The sequence below is a fragment of the Rhizobium sp. USDA 3886 genome (genome assembly GCF_056279785.1).
In genome coordinates, this window is record NZ_JBWCDC010000001.1 from 2,701,247 (window position 1) to 2,719,018 (window position 17,772).

Here is a 17,772-nt window from a genome sequence, read left to right on the forward strand (position 1 = left end):
TGCCGCGTATCTAGCGATTAAAGCCGACCATTGCAATTGACCTTGGGCGTCCTGGCGCAAAGTAATGGCTCATGACCATTCACAACGACATCCGCCCGCAGCTTAACCTTGTCCGTTTGCCGAACGGCGAAGGTCTCGACCTGCCCTCCTATGAAACGAGCGGCGCCGCCGGCATGGATCTTCGGGCGGCTGTTGCCGGCAACGAACCGACGACGCTTGCGCCCGGCAAGCGCGCACTGGTGCCGACCGGCTTCATTTTCGAAATTCCGGATGGCTACGAAGCGCAGATCCGCCCCCGCTCCGGCCTCGCCTTCAAACACGGCATCACCTGCCTCAACACGCCAGGCACGATCGACAGCGACTATCGCGGCGAAGTGAAGGTGCTGCTCGTCAATCTCGGCGATGAGACTTTCGAGATCACGCGCGGTATGCGCATCGCGCAGATGGTAATCGCCCCGGTCACGCAGGTGCTGGTTGCGGAGGTCACCCAAAGCAGCGCAACTGCGCGCGGCGCCGGCGGCTTCGGCTCGACTGGCATATGAGCAAGTCTTTCGACAGTGCCGGGCTTACCTTTCGTCAGGACTATTTCGATGATCTGGCGGCATGGACCGCGCTCGTCTCTCTCCTCGACGATACATTCGGCATTGACATCGGGCCGCTGCAACAGCTCGGCGGCCCGGATCCGACAAGCATGCCTTTCGGCTGGTTTGCCGCCGACGGCACCCTTGCCGCCAACCTGTCCGCCTTTGCCATGCCGCTCGTCATCAATGGCCGGCGGATCAACGCGGCCGCCTTTCAATCCGGCGCCGTCCGCCCGCCGTGGCGCGGGCGCGGGCTTTACCGCGACGTGACACGGAAAGCGCTTGAATGGTGCGAGAGCCAACAGTTCGAAGCTATCGTGCTCTACACCGACAAGCCCTCGCTCTACCAACCTTACGGCTTCCGCAGCCTGCCGATGCAACGCTACTCCGGGGCAGCACCAAAGCTACATCCCGCGACAGAGCCTGCCCGGCCGCTCGATCCGAGAAACGGGACCGAACTTGCCCCGTTGCAAGAAGCGCTGAAGACGCGTGCGCCGGTTTCGGATGTGCTGGCTGTTTCGGGCAATGCAGCGATGTTTCTCATCAATACGCAACTCGATCCCGAGGTTCGTTTGAGCTGGCTCGATGCCGAGCAAACCGTCGTCGCATGGAAGCCCGGAAAGGCTGGCCGCTTCAGCCTGCTCGACGTCGTCGCTGCGGAAATTCCGCCGCTTGCCGTCATCCTCGGTGGGCTCGGCGTGACACCTGAACATGTCGACGTCTTCTTTTCACCGGACAAGCTTGAGTGGCGCGGAGAGGCGCTCAGCATCGACAACGGTACGGCCTTCATGATCCGGAGCACGGCTGATCTCGCGCCTGCGTCTCCCGCGATGCTCTCGCCGATGGCAGACTTCTAAACGGTTCAGCTCACGGGCCCATCTACTCAGCGGGTGGAAAGCGGCGGCAGCCTGCGTTTGACGGGGGAAGCCTTGATCATCGAGGTGTTGGTCTCGGCCTTCTCGGCCACCTTGTCCAAAATACCATCGAGTTCTCCCATCGAGCGGACGACGAGGCGGGCGATGAAGCAATCGTCGCCGGTCACCTTGTCGCATTCGATGAATTCCGGCGTCTCCTGAATTATGCGTTCGACAACGTGCAACTGTCCCGGCAGCGGCCGGACACGAACGATCGCCTGCAGCGGATAGCCGAGGGCGGCTGGATCGATATCGATCGTGAAAGCCTTGACGATGCCGCGCTCCTCCAGCCTGCGCAGCCGCTCCGCCGCGCTTGGCGACGAAAGGTTGGCGGCCTGCGCCAACTCCTTCAACGAAATGCGTGCGTTCTGCGCCAGCGCATCGAGGAGACGCTGGTCGATGATATCCAAGCGAGACGCCTCATTAGCCACCAACGCGATTTTACCTTTCATTATTAGGAGAAGATCGATTGTCGCGCATTGCAGATTATAGAAGTTGCCATCCAAACACAATAATCTCCAACACGCAAAGGAGATCGCAATGCAGAACGATATAGGAAAAGGCACGGCTGAGATGACGGCCGCAATGGTAATTTCCGGGACGATCGGCTGGTTCGTCGTCATGTCCGGCCAGCCTGTGAGCGGGGTCGTTTTCTGGCGTTGCCTGTTTGGTGCTGCGAGCCTTCTTGTCATCTGCGGCGCCCTCGGATTCCTGAAGCCCGGCATTCTCTCGCCGAGAACTTTTGGCATCGCCGTGCTCGGCGGGATCGCCATCGTGCTGAACTGGCTGCTGCTTTTCGCCTCCTATTCGCACGCATCGATCTCGATCGCGACGACCGTCTACAATACCCAGCCCTTCATGCTGTTGGCGCTTGGCGCCGCATTCCTCGGCGAGAAGATCACGGCAGCGAAACTCTTTTGGCTGGCCCTCGCCTTTGCCGGCATGATGGCGATTGTCGAGGCCAAACCTGAGGCCGGGGGCATTTCAGCAAGCTACGGGCTGGGTATTGCGCTGGCACTTGGAGCAGCCTTCTTCTATGCGCTGGCGGCACTTGCTGCAAAGTGGCTGAAAGGTACACCGCCGCACCTGATCGCGCTCATTCAGGTTTCGACCGGCATTCTCATGCTGGCGCCCGTGACTGACTTTTCGGACCTGCCGACGACCGCCGGATCGTGGTCCATTCTGGTGGCGATGGGCGTCGTTCATACCTGCTTGATGTATGTACTGCTCTACGGCGCGATCCAGAAGCTGCCGACACATCTCACCGGCGCGCTTTCCTTCATCTATCCGATCGTTGCGATCGCGGTGGACGGCCTGGCTTTCGGCCATGCGTTGCAGCCGCTGCAGATCCTCGGTGCGGCAATCATCCTTGTTGCGGCCGCCGGCATGAATCTCGGCTGGACGCCAGGGCGTTGGCTGCGGCCTATCCGAAACTGATCGCAGCTGCCTTCGCAAGCCGGATTTCGTGGCTGCCGGCATCGAACTCATCGAGCACGGCGTTGTGATGGGCGATGATCTGCTCGAAGCGGAGTTCGCCCATGTCCGCGGTCATGTGCCCATCGGAAAGTAGCTTCACGTCGTAGCCGAGCGAAACGGCGCGGCGTGCGGTGGTATCAACGCAGAACGGGGTCATGCAGCCGCCGACCACCAGCCTGGTGATGCCGTTCTCCTTGAGGCGCTGCTCAAGTTCGGTTTCGAAAAACGAGTCGCAGCTGCGCTTGTGAACGACGATCTCGCGATCTTGAGGCGCAATCTCGTCACGCAACTGCCAGCCTTCGCTGCCTGCCGCAAGACGGTGGGACGCATGCCCGTCATGCTGGACGATGACGACCGGTGCATTCACCGCGCGGGCCTTCTGGAGAACCTCTGCGAGACGCGCCACCGTCTCGTCCAGCGCCCTGTCGATCAAGGGCTGGCGTGTGGGGCTTCCGAGGCCTTTCAAGATGGCATTCTGAACATCGATGAGCAGCAACGCGGTTGTCATTTGTTTTCTCCTTCTCGGCGCCCTTTTATCTGATTCGATCGTGTGACTTCATCTTGAAAGCAGCCCATAGCATCAGTAAAAGAAGCTGCCTGAGGAGAGCAAAGATGACCGTTGCAGCCCTGCTTGCCTATAGCGGCGCCCTTTTCATCGCCGCGATCATTCCCGGACCCGGCATCACCGCGATCGTCGCCCGCGCGCTCGGCTCGAATTTTCGCGAGACCTTTTTCATGGGTCTCGGCCTTGTTCTCGGCGACATTACCTATCTGACGGCGGTGATCCTCGGGCTCTCATTCGTGGCGCAGACCTTCACCGGGATTTTCCTCGTCATCAAGTTCGCCGGCGTGCTTTACCTCTGCTACATTGCCTACAAGCTCTGGACCGCAGGTCTTTTGCCGCAGGATATTGCCGCACGCAAATCGAGCAGCGTCGGAATGTCCTTCCTGTCCGGCCTGCTGGTAACGCTCGGCAATCCGAAGACGATGCTCTTTTACGTAGCCCTCGTGCCGACGCTGATCGACATCAACCATATCGGCCTTCGCGAATACGGCATACTTCTGATCGCAACCTTCATCGTGCTGCTGGTGGTTTTGATCCCCTACATGCTGCTTGCGGCGCGCGCCCGCACGATGCTGAAACAGCCCCGTGCGCTGCAAGCGCTCAACCGGGTTGCGGCAAGCATCCTGGCCGGAACGGCAGCCTTTATCGCCGCGCGCGCTGCCTGAAAAAATCATTCGACAAAGCATCGTTTTCAAACGATTTTTTCTCTCGGACAGCGGTTCCGTGGATCAAGGCCCTCTGGCCTGCTTCGGCCTTTGACCCTATTCTCTCGCCCAACAATCATTAAGGGAGCGCACTCATGTCGAGAAAACCGGGCCGCGGCCGCATCTACTCGTCGATCACGGAAACCATCGGCGATACGCCGATCGTCCGCCTCGACAAGCTCGCCAAGGAAAAGGGCGTGACGGCCAATCTGCTCGCCAAGCTCGAATTCTTCAATCCGATTGGTTCCGTTAAGGACCGTATCGGCGTCGCCATGATCGAGAGCCTCGAAGCACAAGGCAAGATTGCGCCCGGCAGGACGACGCTCATCGAGCCGACCTCCGGCAATACCGGCATCGCGCTCGCCTTTGCCGCCGCCGCCAAAGGCTACAAGCTAATTCTCACCATGCCGGAGACCATGTCAGTCGAGCGCCGCAAGATGCTGGCGCTGCTCGGCGCCGAACTCGTGCTGACCGAGGGGCCGCGCGGCATGAAGGGCGCAATCGCCAAGGCGGAGGAACTTGCGGCGACGCTTCCCGACGCCATCATTCCGCAGCAGTTCGAGAATCCGGCCAACCCGGAAATCCACCGCAAGACGACGGCCGAGGAAATCTGGAACGATACGGAGGGTGCCGTCGACATCCTCGTTTCCGGCATCGGCACCGGCGGCACGATCACCGGCGCCGGCCAGGTTCTGAAGTCGAAGAAACCAGGCATTAGAGTAATCGCCGTGGAGCCGGAAGAATCTCCCGTTCTTTCCGGCGGCCAGCCGGGACCGCACAAGATCCAGGGTATCGGCGCAGGCTTTGCGCCGGCCATCCTCGATACGAAAATCTATGACGAAGTCGTCACCATCAACAGCGCGCAGGCGATGGAAACCGCGCGCCTGGTCGCCAGGCTTGAAGGCGTTCCAGTCGGCATTTCCTCGGGCGCGGCGCTGGCGGCAGCAATCAAAATCGGCAGCCGCGAGGAAAATGCCGGCAAGAACATCGTCGTCATCATCCCATCCTTCGCCGAGCGCTATCTTTCGACCGCTCTTTTCGAGGGGCTCGGAAACTGAGTTTTCCAGCGGAATTCGGGCGCGCTTCGGCGCCCTTTTGGCGCAGGGAATCCAGCGCCTGCGGCGAAAACTCGGGGAACTCGTCTAGGAAAGGACGCCGTGGTGTGTTAGCGAGACGTCGCCGAGGCGCGCCCGCAGACCGCCGCCGACAAGGGCTGTCATGGTCGCGGAATGATGGGGTGTGCGGAACGGCCCGCGGTCCGAGACGCTTGCCGCCGGAAAGCTGACCGGCAATCGAATGGATCATCGAGACTTCAAGAAGCTCCGCGGCCGAAAGCGGCGGCAGAATGGAAGGCAGCCGCGCGGCAAGCATCGACTTGCCTGAGCTGGGCGGACCACCATCAGCGCGTTATGCCGACTTGTCCGCTTTGCGCCACTGAGGAGACCGTGGGTACGCCTCCTTCGCGCCAGAAGCTGCCACCGACCGACGAGGCGATCTGATCCGCAACCGCGTATAGTGCGATCGCCGAACAGGATCGCTGGGCAGCCGTCATCTGCCTCAGGAAACGCACCGGGAAAACTTACTACGGGGAGAGGCCGATGTACATTCTCTATGGGGGTGACTTCACCCGCGCACCGCTTGTCCAATGGGTGCTTGGGGAAGGCAAAATAGAGTACGAACTCAGAAAAATAGACATTTTGAACGGCGAGCACTGCTCTGCGACATTCCTCGCCATGAACCCAGCCGGCTTGGTGCCAGTGCTGATTACCCCTGAGGGCGACGCACTCTATGAAGTAGCCGCTCTGATGCTATACTTGGCTGACCGGCACCAACTCACAGATCTTGCTCCTCAATTGACGGATCCGGACAGGGGACTTTTTCTCTCTACGGTTTTCCACATCGCCGCGGACATACAATCCGAGATGAAGCGCTTCCATTTCCCGCACCGCTTCTCGTTGAGAAGAGAGGATAACGCCGGGATCCAGGATCTGGCAAAGTCGCTCGTCCTCAGCCGCTTAAACGTCATGAATACTAGACTGGCAAAAAGGGGGCCATATGTCCTAGGAACCCGCTTCTCTCTTGCAGATTTCTATTTGAGCTTTTGGGTCGCGTATCTCGACCACGAAGCCGTATGCATGCATTTTCCGTCAATTGCCACGCTGTACGATTTGGTTCGATCTCGTCCAAGCGCAGCCCCCTACCTCGAGGAGACCGAGAGGATGGCCGAGACCTATGCAGAGATGATGAAAAAGAAACCCGGCGGCGTCATCACCTAACCACAGCCTGCGCTTACATTTCACGGTCCGATGTCATCTGAACGCCATTGAGGATGCACCTCTTCGTGCGCGGCGACAGGCGACGCTAGGCTCGTCCAGCCTCGGTCTAGCTCTAACTTAGCTAGTGGTTCCCACCTAACATAAGAGTCCGATTTGGGCAGATTGCAGTCGAATGGCCTTGGCCGAAATGCGCCAGGAGCCGACTTTCCCGGCGCTTCTCCAGAGCCGCCGTTCGCCCAACGCCTCAAACCTACACCGAAGCAGACGTCGGCACGGGTAGCCAGCCTGCGCTAAGATGCGGTAATCTTGACAGCAACATGGGTGCCTCCCTCTACGAGCCGATAAACGTCTACAAGCCACTTGCTCCGGACATCGGCATCGTCGATGGTCCCTTGGAATACTTGACTGTAGGCGGACTTAAGCTGCCGCTTCCGTTCACGACACGAATGACTGTGGTTCGCCTTCCAAGCGGTGACCTCTTCCTTCATTCGCCGATCAAGTTCGACGCGAGGCTGGCCGAGGAACTGCAAGGTGTGGGGAGGGTTCGCCATCTCGTATCGCCAAACCAATTCCACTACGCGCACATCGGGGAATGGGCGGCGGCGTTTCCCGATACGATCACCTGGGCGTCACCGCGTGTGCGCCAACGGGCACGGGCACGGCATGTGGCTGTCGACTTCAAGAGAAACCTGGAAGCCAGTCCGCCTGAAGAATGGCGTCGAGAGATCGATCAAGTGCTTTTTCCCGGCGGCTATTTCAAAGAGTTCGTTTTTTTCCACAAGGCGTCGAGGACGCTGATACTCACCGACGCTATCATCAACATCGAACTGGACAAGATTTCCGAGCCATGGCGAACGGCCACTAAGCTCACTGGGATGTATCATCCCGGCGGTCAAATATTCTTCGGTATGCGGCTGCCGTTACTCGTGCAGCGACGGAAGGCAAAGGCTGCAATCGGAAGGATCCACTTATGGCAGCCGCAGCGAATCGTGCTCAGTCATGGCCGCTGCTTTGATGCAGATGCGGACAAGGTCATCCGAAGGATATTCGGAGCACCGCCCTACGGAGGGTAGTTTGTCCCTTGCGGGCGCGGGATAAGTGCGATGTCGGCTCTCCACCCCGTTTGAGACGTAGAACGCTCCATCGCGGTATAATCCGAGCCCATGCCCCGGCCGGCTCGATCGCGGCATTTGCCGACCTTAATTGCGTTTCTCCAAACCTGCCGTTCGCGCTACAGCCTGATACGACCCGATGCAGTCGATGACGGGAGAACAGGTGTGAGGCAGGATCAGCCCAATGCGGACCTTCGCGATTAGTCTAGCCAAAGCTCCTGCTTGCGTTTTTTAAAGCCGAGCACCCGTTTGCTATCGGTCTACTGTGCGACCTCGCCCTCCATTCCATCCGGGTCCTTGAAGGTCACCAGACGGATAGCGCCGAAATCCGTAATGGTCCCATCGGAAGCGCCGGCCTTCACCAGACGTCGCCTGACTTCCTGCAAGCGCTCTTCATCGTCTACCTTCAGCGCGAGATGATCTATGTGACCTCTCTTCCCCATCTGCATCGACCCATCTTCAAACCCCGTCGGTTCCGGCATTTGGAACGGATGAAGGGCAAAACCACCTCCAACGTCGATATGGCGCTGACTGCCGTCATCAGGCCAAGCGCAATCCGCAAGGCGAAGTGCGTCCTTCCTTCGGCAGATCGGCAGGCGCGCTTAAGGCCGTTTGCGCTCAATTGCATCCCAGAGAAGGCTTGCGATATCCGCGCCGCCGAACTTGCGAACCTCGCGAAGTCCGGTCGGCGAGGTAACGTTGATCTCGGTCATATAGTCGCCGATGACATCGATGCCAACGAGCAGGAAGCCGCGTTCCCTGAGCGCCGGACCGATGCGCTTGCAGATTTCCTTTTCGCGCGCAGTCAACTCAGTCGCTTCCGCGCGGCCGCCGACATGCATGTTGGAGCGGCTGTCGTGCTCCGCCGGCACGCGGTTGATTGCGCCCGCCGGTTCGCCGTCGACCAGAATAATGCGTTTGTCGCCCTTGCGGACATCCGGGAGATACTGCTGGGCGATGAAGGGTTCGCGGAAGAGCTGGCCGAACATTTCGAGCAGCGAGGAGAGGTTGCGGTCATCCCTCGTCGAGTGGAAGACGCCGGCACCGCCGTTTCCGTAAAGCGGCTTCAGGATGATATCGCCCATCTCGTCGCGGAAGCGACGGACTTCGGCAGCGTCCTTGGTGATCAACGTCTTTGGCATGAGGTCGGCGAATTCGGTGACGAAGATCTTTTCCGGCGAATTGCGCACCCAGGCAGGATCGTTGACAACGAGCGTCTTGGGGTGAATGCGCTCCAAAAGATGCGTCGAGGTGATGTATGCCATGTCGAAGGGCGGGTCCTGGCGGAGCAGCACGACATCCATGGTCGAAAGGTCGACACGTTCGGGCGCACCGAGCTCGAAATGATCGCCCTTCACGTCGCGCAGCAGCATCGGCTCGACGGAGGCATAAAGCTTGCCGTCGCGGAGGCTCAGCCGCTCAGGAGTATAATGGAAAAGCTTGTAACCCCGGGCCTGCGCTTCGAGGCTCATGGCGAAGGTGGAATCGCCTGCGATATTGATGCCCGCGACATGGTCCATCTGGACCGCTACGTTCTTGATCTTGGCCATTTCCGTCCCTCAGTGAGTGCCGGACAGATGTAGGTCGCAAGCAGAGCAAACGCAACGGCCAGCCAAGGACTTCCGAGCGCTGGCATCAAGGATTTTTCAGGCCGCGAGCCCCTGCTGGCCGCCGCTGCGCATCAGGTTGCGAAGACGGTAGAGGATTGCCACAGGCTTGGGGAAGGGCTTGCGCAGAAACGCAATCTTCCGGACGTAGTTGTCCACCCGCCAGCTCGCCCATGTGCCGCCCGCGAAGAAGGCAACATCGCCGGCGCGTAGCGTGCGCTCCGTTCCATCTTCGGCGGTGATGTGAACCTCGCCTTCGAGGATCATCACCGTCTCGTCCCAGCCGAAGAACCATCGGAATTCGCCGGCTGTGCAATCCCAGATCGCCGTCAGCGAAGCGTCGTCATGGCCGCGGGAATGTTCCGCCGTGCGCGCCTGCGGGTCGCCACCGACGACCCAGTCAGGATTGATCGGGGTCGATTTCATCGGCAGATGGTCGCTGGAGTGCGCGACGAAATTCTTGCCGGGCGTTGGCGCGATGGCATACGGCACCGAACGCGCAGCCATTGCGACCGCGCTTGCGAGCATGAGCTTCATGGCCATGGACCACCCCCAATTTGTTACCCCGATCATTGCGGAATAGCAGAGAGTCGTAACGGAGGCGTTCAAGGGGCCGCTAAAATTTTAACGATGCGTTTCAAACCTTTACGACATCAGCAACTGTCGGATGATGGGCAGTGACCACAGCACCGGCACCGATTCGTTTGCCTGTGTCGTGCGCAAAGAAATGCAGCTTCTCCGGCGGGATCACGAAACGCAACTCTGATGCCAGTGCCGTTTCGGGGGAAACGACAGCCGTTAGCGGCTGATCGCCCAAAAGACCATGCACGAGCCGCTGCGAGCCGAGTTCTTCAACATATTCCACCGTCAATGGCATCGCAAATTCATTTGAACCCGCCAGCCGCAGATCCTCGGCGCGAATGCCGATAGTCACAGGGCCGGAGGCAGGCACGTTACCTGCGAGATCGATCAAGGTCGGGCCGAGTCCCAGCTTGTCGCCATGCAGTTCGCCCTTCAAGAGGTTCATGGCTGGCGAGCCGATGAAGCTTGCAACGAAGGTGGAGGCAGGCGTGTGATAGACATCGAGCGGCGCGCCGATCTGCTCGATCCTGCCGCCATTCAGCACGACAAGGCGATCGGCCAGCGTCATCGCCTCCAGCTGGTCGTGGGTGACGTAGATCGAGGTGGTGCCGAGACGGCGCTGCAGGCGTTTGATCTCGCCGCGCATCGAAACACGGAGCTTGGCGTCGAGGTTCGACAGCGGCTCGTCGAAGAGGAAGACAGCCGGCTTACGGACGATTGCTCGGCCCATCGCAACGCGCTGACGCTGGCCGCCGGAAAGCGCCTTGGGCTTGCGCAGCAGATAGGGCTCGATCTGCAGCATGCGGGCAGCTTCTGCAACGCGCGCTTCGATTTCCTCCTTTGGCGTGCCGCGGTTCCTCAGGCCATAGGCGAGATTGTCATAGACAGACATATGCGGATAGAGCGCATAATTCTGGAAGACCATGGCGATGTCGCGGTCGGCAGGCTCGACATTGTTGACGACGCGATCGCCAATCTTCACCCGGCCTTCCGAAATGGTCTCAAGACCCGCGATCATGCGCAGCAGCGTGGACTTGCCGCAGCCCGACGGACCGACAAGCACGATGAATTCACCATCCCTGATATTGATGCCGACGCCGGAAACGGCCTTAACGCCACCGTGGTAGATCTTGCCGACGCTTTCGACCTCGATGGAAGCCATTGTCATTTCTCCGTTTCGACCAGGCCTTTAACGAAGAGGCGCTGCATGACGATGATGACGAGAACCGGCGGCAGGGTGGCCAGGATGACACCGGCCATCACCAGGTTCCATTGGGTATCGCCGTCGAGCACCGAGGCGAGGCGCTTGATGCCCATGACGGCCGTGTAATATTGCGGATCGGTGGTGATCAGCATCGGCCAGAGATACTGGTTCCAGCCGTAGATGAAGAGGATGATGAAGAGCGCTGCAATATTGGTGCGCGACAACGGCAGCAGGATATCGCGGAAGAATTTCATCGCGCCGGCACCATCAACGCGGGCCGCTTCCATCAGTTCCTCAGGGACGGTCAGAAAGAACTGGCGGAACAGGAAGGTCGCGGTCGCGGATGCGATCAGCGGAATGACAAGACCGGGATAGGAGTTCAGCATGCCGAGATCGGCAACGACCTTGTAGGTTGGCAGGATGCGGACTTCGACCGGCAGCATCAGCGTCAGGAAAATGATCCAGAAGGCCACTAGGCGCAGTGGAAAGCGGAAATAGACGATCGCGAAGGCCGAGATGATCGAGATTGCGATTTTGCCGACGGCGATCAATATCGCCATCAGCAGGCTGTTTGCGAGCATCAGCGCGAAGGGTGGAGCGCCTGCCACCGAATTGCCGACGTTCAACAACTGGCTGAAATTCGACGCCAGTTGATCGCCCGGAAGCATCGGCACGAGGCCGCTCATGAAATCGCTCGCGCCGTGGGTGGAAGCAATGAAGGCAAGGTAGACCGGGAATACCACAGTTGCGGCGCCAATGATGAGGATCAGATGTGTGAGGAAATTCAAATAGGGACGATTTTCGACCATCGCATGAGCCTCAGTACTGCACTTTGTTTTCGATCCAGCGGAACTGGACGACAGTGAGCGCGACGACAATCAGCATCAGCACGACGGATTGGGCGGCGGACGGCCCCAGGTTCAGCCCGACGAAACCGTCGGCATAGACCTTGTAGACCAGCGTGTTGGTCGATTGCGAAGGGCCGCCGGAGGTCGTCGAATCGACAATTGGAAAGGTGTCGAAGAGCGCATAGGTGATGTTGATGACCGCCAGGAAGAACGTCGTCGGGGAGAGCAGCGGGAAAATCACCGTCCAGAAGCGCTTGAAGGGACCAGCGCCATCGATCGCCGCCGCCTCGATCACCGATTGCGGCACGGACTGCAGGCCGGCGACGAAGAAAAGGAAGTTGTAGGAAATCTGCTTCCAGGCCGAGGCAACGACGATCAGCATCATGGCATCGCCTTCATGCAGCCGATAATTCCAGTCATAGCCGAAATACCGCAGCCCATAAGGCAGGATGCCAATGCTGGGGTTGAACATGAACCACCAGAGCAGACCGGCGGCGGCCGGAGCAACCGCATAGGGCCAGACGAGCAGCGTCGTATAGAACCGGCCACTCCGCAGCACGCGGTTGACACAGACGGCAAAGAGCAGCGACAGGCTCATGGACAGTGCCGTCACCGAGACAGCGAAGATGAGAGTCACCCATAGCGCATTCAGATAATCCGAATTCTCGAAGAGCCTGGTGTAGTTGCTGAACCAGACGAAAGTGGTCTTCATGCCGAAGGGATCTTCGCGCAGGAACGATTGCCGAAAAGCCTGGAATGCAGGCCAGATGAAGAAAATGAGGGTAATCGCGAGCTGCGGCGCCAAAAGAACGTATGGCAAGACGCGGTTCGAAAAGATGGTGCGTTTTGTCTGCATGGCTCGCTCGCATGGAAAGGTCCTCCCCGTGTGGGGAGGACTCAAGGGTCGGCTCGCGAACCTAGTTCGAATTTGCAGCTTCGAATTCGCGCAGCATGGCGTTGCCTTCCTTGACGGCTGCGTCGAGCGCCTGCTTTGCCGTCTGCTTGCCTGAGAGCACGGTTTCGAACTGCTGGTCGACAACGTCGCGGATCTGCGTGAAGTTGCCGAAACGAACGCCTTTGGAATTGTCGGACGGCGTGCCACGGGTGATTTGCTTGATGCCAACGTCGGAGCCCGCGTTCTTTTCGTAGTAACCCTGCGACTTGCCGAGATCGTAAGCAGCATTGGTAATCGGCAGGTAACCGGAGAACTGATGCCAGTCAGCCTGAACTTCCGGCTGGCTGAGATAGGTGAAGAACTTGGCAACACCCTTGTAGACTTCCGGCTTCTGACCGTTCAGCGTCCAGAGCGTTGCGCCGCCGATGATCGAGTTCTTCGGATCCTTGGTGACGTCGTCGTAGTAAGGCAGCGTCGAGAAGCCGACCTGGAAGTTCTTGGCGTTGGCGATGACGCCGGCGCGCGAGCCCGAGGAGCCCATGTAGATGGCGCACTCCTGCGAATAGAACTTCGGAGCAGAGTCAGGACCACCGCCCGGACCGCCGTACTGGAAGTAGCCGGCGTCCTGCCACTTCTTCAGGTCGTCCCAGAGACGAACCTGGGTCGGGCCGTTGAAGGTGAATTCGGCAGCCGGACCGCCGAAGCCGTTCTGAAGCGTGCCGTAAGGCAGGTCATGGATGGCCGAGAAGTTTTCGAGGCCGATCCAGGTTGCAGCATAGGTGATCGTAAAGCCGCACTTTGCAGCACCGGAGGAAACGATCTTCTTGGAAAAGTCTGCAAGTTCGGCATAGGTCTTCGGGGCAACGTCCGGATCAAGGCCGGCCTTCTTGAAGACGTCCTTGTTGTAATAGAGGATCGGCGTCGAGGAATTGAACGGGAAGGACAAGATGTTGCCTTCCGGATCGGAATAGTAGCCGACGACGGGAGCGATGAACTTCGACGGATCCCACGGCTCGCCTTCATCGGCCATCAGCTTATAGACCGGGTAAATAGCGCCTTTGGCGGCCATCATCGTGCCTGTGCCGACTTCGAAGACCTGAACGATGGCAGGCTGCTGACCGGCGCGGAAAGCGGCGATCGCGGACGTCAGCGTTTCCGGATAGGTGCCCTTGAAAACCGGAGTGACGTGATAATCAGACTGGCTTTCATTGAATTTCTGGACGATCTGCTCGAGCTTCTTGCCGAGTTCGCCACCCATGGCGTGCCACCAGGTGACTTCGGTCGCAGCAAAGGACGTGGATGCAGACAATGCGACCGCAGCGGCGGCCAAAGAAAGCTTCTTGAACATGGATAAAATCCTCTCCACCAGTCGTTGGGGTGAGGACACGCAATAGAGGCCTTGTATGACGCCTCCTTAACAGTTCAGTGACAGAAAGATTACAAAAACCGGATGTTTTGCACGCCTATGCAAAGCAATCAAAAAGCGTCCGGAAAATGCCGGGGCAGACGGCCGGGCATTACTGCTACAATATCATCTCGTTGCGACAAACGGCCATGATCCGGCTGGTGCGAAAGCCAGAGATCGCTGGCGTCACGGATACGTTTTTGGGCAGCGTAACGAACCGCATCTATGGCACCCATTTCGTCGCGCCGGGCCCTTACCTCGACGAAGACTGCCAGGTCGCGCTTCCAGGCGATGATATCAATCTCGCCGAGCTTGATGCGATGGCGGAGCGCCACGATGCGATAGCCCTTCAGCATCAAAAAGAGTGTCGCGATATATTCCGAGACGTAGCCGCGGCGCTGCGCCTTTCGCCGGCTAATGATCGCGCCCGCTATCACTCATTCCTAACCTTCATATCGAGCAGACGCTGGTAGAGTTCCTTGCGTGGCAGACCGGTGAGGCGTGCGGCTTCCGCGGCCGCCTTTGCCGTCGGCATGGACGTGACGAGGTCAGCAAGGATGGCGGCGACATCCGCTTCGTCCACCGGCTGCTCTTCCGGAGGGCCTATGACGAGCACGATCTCGCCCTTCACGTTGTCGTTTTCGGCATAATGCGCCGCAAGCTCCGCGAGCGTGCCGCGGCGGAACTCCTCATAGGTCTTCGTCAACTCGCGGCAAACGGACGCCCTGCGGGTAGACCCGAGCACGTCGGCAGCGGCAGCCAGCGTCGCGCCGATCCGGTGCGGCGATTCAAAGAAGAGGAGCGTCGCCGGCGCGACGGCAAATTCCGCCAGCCGGTCACGCCGCGCCTTGTCCTTCGCCGGGAGGAACCCCGCGAACAAAAAGGCGTCGTTCGGCAGACCCGAGCCGACGAGCGCGGCAAGCGGCGCCGATGCTCCGGGAATGGGAACGACGCGGTAACCGGCTTCGATCGCCGACTGTGCAAGGCGATAGCCGGGATCGGAGACAAGCGGGGTCCCGGCGTCGGAGACGAGTGCGACAGACTTGCCTGCTTCCAAGGCCTGCAGCAATCGCGGACCCGCCTCATCTGCATTGTGCTCATGATAAGCAAAGGGGCGGTTATGGATACCGTATCGATCGAGCAGAACGCGGGTCACGCGCGTGTCCTCGCAGGCAAGCACATCGGCACCCGCCAGCGTTTCCAGCGCCCGCAAGGTTATATCGCCAAGGTTGCCGATCGGCGTCGCGACAAGATAAAGTGCCGCTTCCAGCGGGCGGGCTGGGATGGCGACATTGTGCAGGCGATAGCTGTTCCGGCTATCCCCGGGTGATGCTTCCTTGACGCTCACCGTTCTTATTCCCTCGTTGCTGTCTGGCTGGAAACTTTGACCTTTCAGAATGCCGTCACCTCGCAGCTTGCTAGGCGATGAGCGGTACCGCCCTGGCGTTCAATATTTTCAAAGCATCCCGCGGCGCAAGACGCACCTGCAATCCGCGCTGACCGCCATTCATGTAAACCAAAAGTTCATTGAGTGCTGCTTCCTCCAGCGCCGTGGGAACCAGCTTTCTCTGGCCGAATGGACTGATGCCGCCGACATGATATCCGGTCAGCCGCTCGGCGTCCGCCGGCTTCATCATATTTGCCGACTTGCCGCCGAAGGCGCTCGCAAGCTTCTTCATGCTGACTTCACGATCGGACGGTACAACGACGCAGACCGGCTTGCCATCCACTTCCGCCATCAATGTTTTCAGCACGCGATGCGGCTCCTCGCGCAGCGCTTCGGCGGCTTGGAGACCGACACGATCGGCATTCGGATCATAGTCGTAGTCATGTACCGTGAAACCGACGCCGGCTTTGGCAAGAACATGCGTGGCACGCGTCGTTTTTGACATCTTATGTTCCGAATTCTGTCCCGTAATTCTCAGGCTTGAAGCCGATCAGCAGCTTGCCGCCCGCTTCAAGAACCGGCCGCTTGATCATCGACGGCTGGTCAAGCATCAGGGCAATCGCTTTTTCTCGTGTGAGGTTTTCGCGGTCGGCGTCCGGCAGTTTGCGGAAGGTCGTGCCAGCACGGTTGAGCACGGTGTCCCATCCGGCTCTGTCGACCCATTGCTCCAGATGGGCGCGGTCGATACCCACGGCCTTGTAGTCGTGAAAATCATAGGCAATGCCGTGCTCTTCCAGCCAGGCGCGCGCCTTCTTCATCGTGTCGCAATTCTTGATACCATAAATGATGGCAGTCATCTTAGTCCTCGAGGGTTCCGGCTTTGCGTACCATGCCACTGGGCCGGCTGCAGGCGATCTTCATCAGGTCGGCGCGTCGGCGCACCAGCCGGTCGGAAGTGCGGGTGACAATAAGGCCGGCTTGCGGCGCACGAATTTCAATGCTGCCGTGCGCCATGCCGGGACGGGTGACAATCGTTGCCAGCAGATCGCCTTCGGTAACCTCTTCACCGATATTGCAGTGAAAGAGGACCGTGCCGGACTCCGGCGAGCGGATCATCTCGATATTGTCCAGCGGCACGGCCGGACCAGCGAACGTGCTCGGCGATATGCTCTGATCTCTGATGATCCCGCGTGCCGCGAGGAAGCGCCACAGGCCTTCTGCATCCGCCTTGGCCATGTGCGGATAGACATCGCGTTTGCCGCGAAGCTCCACGGTGACAGAAAGCTTGCCAGGAAGACGGGCGTGCTTCTCGCCGGGCACTTCATATTTCCAGGCAAAGCCAATTGCCTCCTCAAACGCCGAGCTCTCGCCGTCTGAAAGCAGCACCGCGTCCATCGCCAAGGCGGCGGCAAGGTCGCTTGCCTCCGGCCAGAACGTCTCATCGATATAGGCGTATTGCAGGGATTCGTCGTCGCAATGCAGATCGAGCACGAGATCGGCGCCAAGCGCCACATGCATCAGCTGCCGCTTCAGCTGGTCGGTTGCCGAGTAACGATCGAGATCTTCGATTAGGCTATTGCGGTCCCGCAGCGAAATCAGCGGGAAATCCCGGTTGAAATTGGTCCGTGAGCCGAGATCGAAACGGCCCTGCAGTTCGCCGAAATGCGACTGCGCTGCGCCAATCGGATTGGCCTGCGGCGCGATCGTGATGTCGCCCGCGATGCTGCCGGCACTTTCTGCATCACGTAGTTTCTCGCACAGGAAGTGCAAAAGCGCTGTGCCCGGAAGCTCGTCGGCATGAAGCGCCGCCTGGATATAAACCTTCGGCGCTGCCGGGTCGTCACCCTTGAACCGAAAAACCGGCAGACGCCACTCGATGCCGGGCGTGTCGCCGGGAATGATGATTTCGGAAACATCCATGCTACGTCGCTCCGCAAATTCTGCTCAACGGAGCTTTATGCGAGTCCGGCGGACAAGTGCAAGGCGGCAGAGCGCCGCCCTTCGCTTGAAGCAAAGCGCATTTGCGCTATCCCTGCTATCCGATCAGCGGCCAGCGGCCGATATGCTCATGTTTGCTTTTGCCAACAAGACTGTGAACGAGAACGAATTCGCGGACCGTCGAGCGAAGTGGCGCATCAAGATAGGTCTCCGGAATGACGTTTCGATTGTAAAGCAACGTCATGTGCGGTTCCATTGTAACGCTGCCGGTGACGTTC

General features: G+C 59.4%; 22 protein-coding genes and 1 pseudogene. 7 read left to right on the forward strand and 16 right to left on the reverse strand.

The window, feature by feature from the left end; all coding sequences use genetic code 11:
* The first annotated feature begins 71 nt into the window (after positions 1 to 71).
* Both dut and ACZ9BX_RS13845 read left to right on the forward strand, forming a co-directional pair.
* Complete coding sequence (dut, locus tag ACZ9BX_RS13840) at positions 72 to 542, forward strand: dUTP diphosphatase (protein ID WP_476218535.1); 471 nt, start codon at positions 72 to 74, stop codon at positions 540 to 542.
* Entirely contained in the window at positions 539 to 1,438 is a 900-nt protein-coding gene (locus tag ACZ9BX_RS13845; RefSeq protein WP_476218536.1) for a GNAT family N-acetyltransferase, read from the forward strand. The genes dut and ACZ9BX_RS13845 overlap by 4 nt, the downstream gene beginning before the upstream one ends.
* A 26-nt stretch (positions 1,439 to 1,464) precedes the next feature.
* Here ACZ9BX_RS13845 and ACZ9BX_RS13850 read toward each other — a convergent pair whose 3' ends face one another.
* Positions 1,465 to 1,947 carry an Lrp/AsnC family transcriptional regulator gene (locus tag ACZ9BX_RS13850; protein WP_063829607.1) on the reverse strand — a complete coding sequence of 161 codons (483 nt, stop codon included), beginning with the start codon at positions 1,945 to 1,947 and terminating at the stop codon, positions 1,465 to 1,467.
* 88 nt (positions 1,948 to 2,035) lie between these two features.
* On the opposite strand from ACZ9BX_RS13850, the gene ACZ9BX_RS13855 reads away from it, so the two are divergent.
* Entirely contained in the window at positions 2,036 to 2,932 is an 897-nt protein-coding gene (locus ACZ9BX_RS13855; RefSeq protein WP_476218537.1) for a DMT family transporter, read from the forward strand.
* Here ACZ9BX_RS13855 and ACZ9BX_RS13860 read toward each other — a convergent pair.
* On the reverse strand, positions 2,919 to 3,479 hold the full coding sequence (locus tag ACZ9BX_RS13860) for a cysteine hydrolase family protein (RefSeq protein ID WP_476218538.1): 561 nt from the start codon (positions 3,477 to 3,479) through the stop codon (positions 2,919 to 2,921). The two genes, ACZ9BX_RS13855 and ACZ9BX_RS13860, sit on opposite strands and share 14 nt — an antisense overlap.
* Positions 3,480 to 3,583: 104 nt before the next feature.
* On the opposite strand from ACZ9BX_RS13860, the gene ACZ9BX_RS13865 reads away from it, so the two are divergent.
* Positions 3,584 to 4,201, forward strand: a complete 618-nt coding sequence (locus tag ACZ9BX_RS13865) for a LysE family translocator (protein WP_132560526.1) — start codon at positions 3,584 to 3,586, stop codon at positions 4,199 to 4,201.
* Between the two features lie 134 nt (positions 4,202 to 4,335).
* A complete protein-coding gene (cysK, locus tag ACZ9BX_RS13870; RefSeq protein WP_476218539.1) occupies positions 4,336 to 5,298 on the forward strand; it encodes a cysteine synthase A in 963 nt (320 codons plus the stop codon).
* 37 nt (positions 5,299 to 5,335) lie between these two features.
* On the opposite strand, the pseudogene ACZ9BX_RS13875 reads toward cysK, so the two are convergent.
* Positions 5,336 to 5,635, reverse strand: a pseudogene (locus ACZ9BX_RS13875) (ATP-binding protein); the annotation flags it as partial.
* Positions 5,636 to 5,838: 203 nt separating this feature from the next.
* Between ACZ9BX_RS13875 and ACZ9BX_RS13880 the strand changes: the two are divergent.
* Both ACZ9BX_RS13880 and ACZ9BX_RS13885 read left to right on the forward strand, forming a co-directional pair.
* Positions 5,839 to 6,516 carry a glutathione S-transferase family protein gene (locus ACZ9BX_RS13880; RefSeq protein ID WP_476218540.1) on the forward strand — a complete coding sequence of 226 codons (678 nt, stop codon included), beginning with the start codon at positions 5,839 to 5,841 and terminating at the stop codon, positions 6,514 to 6,516.
* A 317-nt stretch (positions 6,517 to 6,833) separates the two neighbouring features.
* Positions 6,834 to 7,589, forward strand: a complete 756-nt coding sequence (locus ACZ9BX_RS13885) for a DUF4336 domain-containing protein (protein ID WP_476218541.1) — start codon at positions 6,834 to 6,836, stop codon at positions 7,587 to 7,589.
* A 299-nt stretch (positions 7,590 to 7,888) separates the two neighbouring features.
* Here the strand turns inward: ACZ9BX_RS13885 and ACZ9BX_RS13890 are convergent, their stop codons facing one another.
* From ACZ9BX_RS13890 to ACZ9BX_RS13950, 13 genes are all read right to left on the reverse strand, one after another.
* Entirely contained in the window at positions 7,889 to 8,077 is a 189-nt protein-coding gene (locus ACZ9BX_RS13890) for a VOC family protein (RefSeq protein ID WP_476218542.1), read from the reverse strand.
* 153 nt (positions 8,078 to 8,230) lie between these two features.
* Positions 8,231 to 9,178: a glutathione synthase gene (gene gshB, locus ACZ9BX_RS13895; protein WP_086993311.1), complete on the reverse strand. Its 948-nt coding sequence runs from the start codon at positions 9,176 to 9,178 to the stop codon at positions 8,231 to 8,233.
* A 96-nt stretch (positions 9,179 to 9,274) separates the two neighbouring features.
* Entirely contained in the window at positions 9,275 to 9,778 is a 504-nt protein-coding gene (locus ACZ9BX_RS13900; RefSeq protein WP_476218543.1) for a cupin domain-containing protein, read from the reverse strand.
* Positions 9,779 to 9,872: 94 nt separating this feature from the next.
* Positions 9,873 to 10,979: a sn-glycerol-3-phosphate import ATP-binding protein UgpC gene (locus tag ACZ9BX_RS13905; protein ID WP_476218544.1), complete on the reverse strand. Its 1,107-nt coding sequence runs from the start codon at positions 10,977 to 10,979 to the stop codon at positions 9,873 to 9,875.
* A gap of 2 nt (positions 10,980 to 10,981) precedes the next feature.
* Positions 10,982 to 11,830 (reverse strand): sn-glycerol-3-phosphate ABC transporter permease UgpE, encoded by an 849-nt coding sequence (gene ugpE, locus ACZ9BX_RS13910; RefSeq protein ID WP_476218545.1) that lies wholly within the window; start codon positions 11,828 to 11,830, stop codon positions 10,982 to 10,984.
* A gap of 10 nt (positions 11,831 to 11,840) precedes the next feature.
* Positions 11,841 to 12,725: a sn-glycerol-3-phosphate ABC transporter permease UgpA gene (gene ugpA / locus ACZ9BX_RS13915; RefSeq protein ID WP_476218546.1), complete on the reverse strand. Its 885-nt coding sequence runs from the start codon at positions 12,723 to 12,725 to the stop codon at positions 11,841 to 11,843.
* 61 nt (positions 12,726 to 12,786) lie between these two features.
* The gene (ugpB, locus tag ACZ9BX_RS13920; protein WP_476218547.1) at positions 12,787 to 14,112 is read right to left on the reverse strand and encodes a sn-glycerol-3-phosphate ABC transporter substrate-binding protein UgpB; all 1,326 of its coding nucleotides are present in this window, start codon (positions 14,110 to 14,112) and stop codon (positions 12,787 to 12,789) included.
* A 128-nt stretch (positions 14,113 to 14,240) separates the two neighbouring features.
* Complete coding sequence (locus tag ACZ9BX_RS13925) at positions 14,241 to 14,606, reverse strand: YraN family protein (protein ID WP_476218548.1); 366 nt, start codon at positions 14,604 to 14,606, stop codon at positions 14,241 to 14,243.
* Positions 14,603 to 15,517, reverse strand: a complete 915-nt coding sequence (rsmI, locus tag ACZ9BX_RS13930; RefSeq protein WP_476218549.1) for a 16S rRNA (cytidine(1402)-2'-O)-methyltransferase — start codon at positions 15,515 to 15,517, stop codon at positions 14,603 to 14,605. Before rsmI ends, ACZ9BX_RS13925 begins: the two co-directional genes overlap by 4 nt.
* 70 nt (positions 15,518 to 15,587) lie before the next feature.
* Entirely contained in the window at positions 15,588 to 16,061 is a 474-nt protein-coding gene (gene ybaK, locus ACZ9BX_RS13935; protein WP_476218550.1) for a Cys-tRNA(Pro) deacylase, read from the reverse strand.
* A 1-nt stretch (position 16,062) separates the two neighbouring features.
* Entirely contained in the window at positions 16,063 to 16,413 is a 351-nt protein-coding gene (locus ACZ9BX_RS13940; protein WP_476218551.1) for an ArsC family reductase, read from the reverse strand.
* Between the two features lies 1 nt (position 16,414).
* Positions 16,415 to 17,476: a M14 family metallopeptidase gene (locus ACZ9BX_RS13945; protein WP_476218552.1), complete on the reverse strand. Its 1,062-nt coding sequence runs from the start codon at positions 17,474 to 17,476 to the stop codon at positions 16,415 to 16,417.
* 115 nt (positions 17,477 to 17,591) lie between these two features.
* Positions 17,592 to 17,738: a hypothetical protein gene (locus ACZ9BX_RS13950; RefSeq protein ID WP_476218553.1), complete on the reverse strand. Its 147-nt coding sequence runs from the start codon at positions 17,736 to 17,738 to the stop codon at positions 17,592 to 17,594.
* Between the last annotated feature and the right edge of the window lie 34 nt (positions 17,739 to 17,772).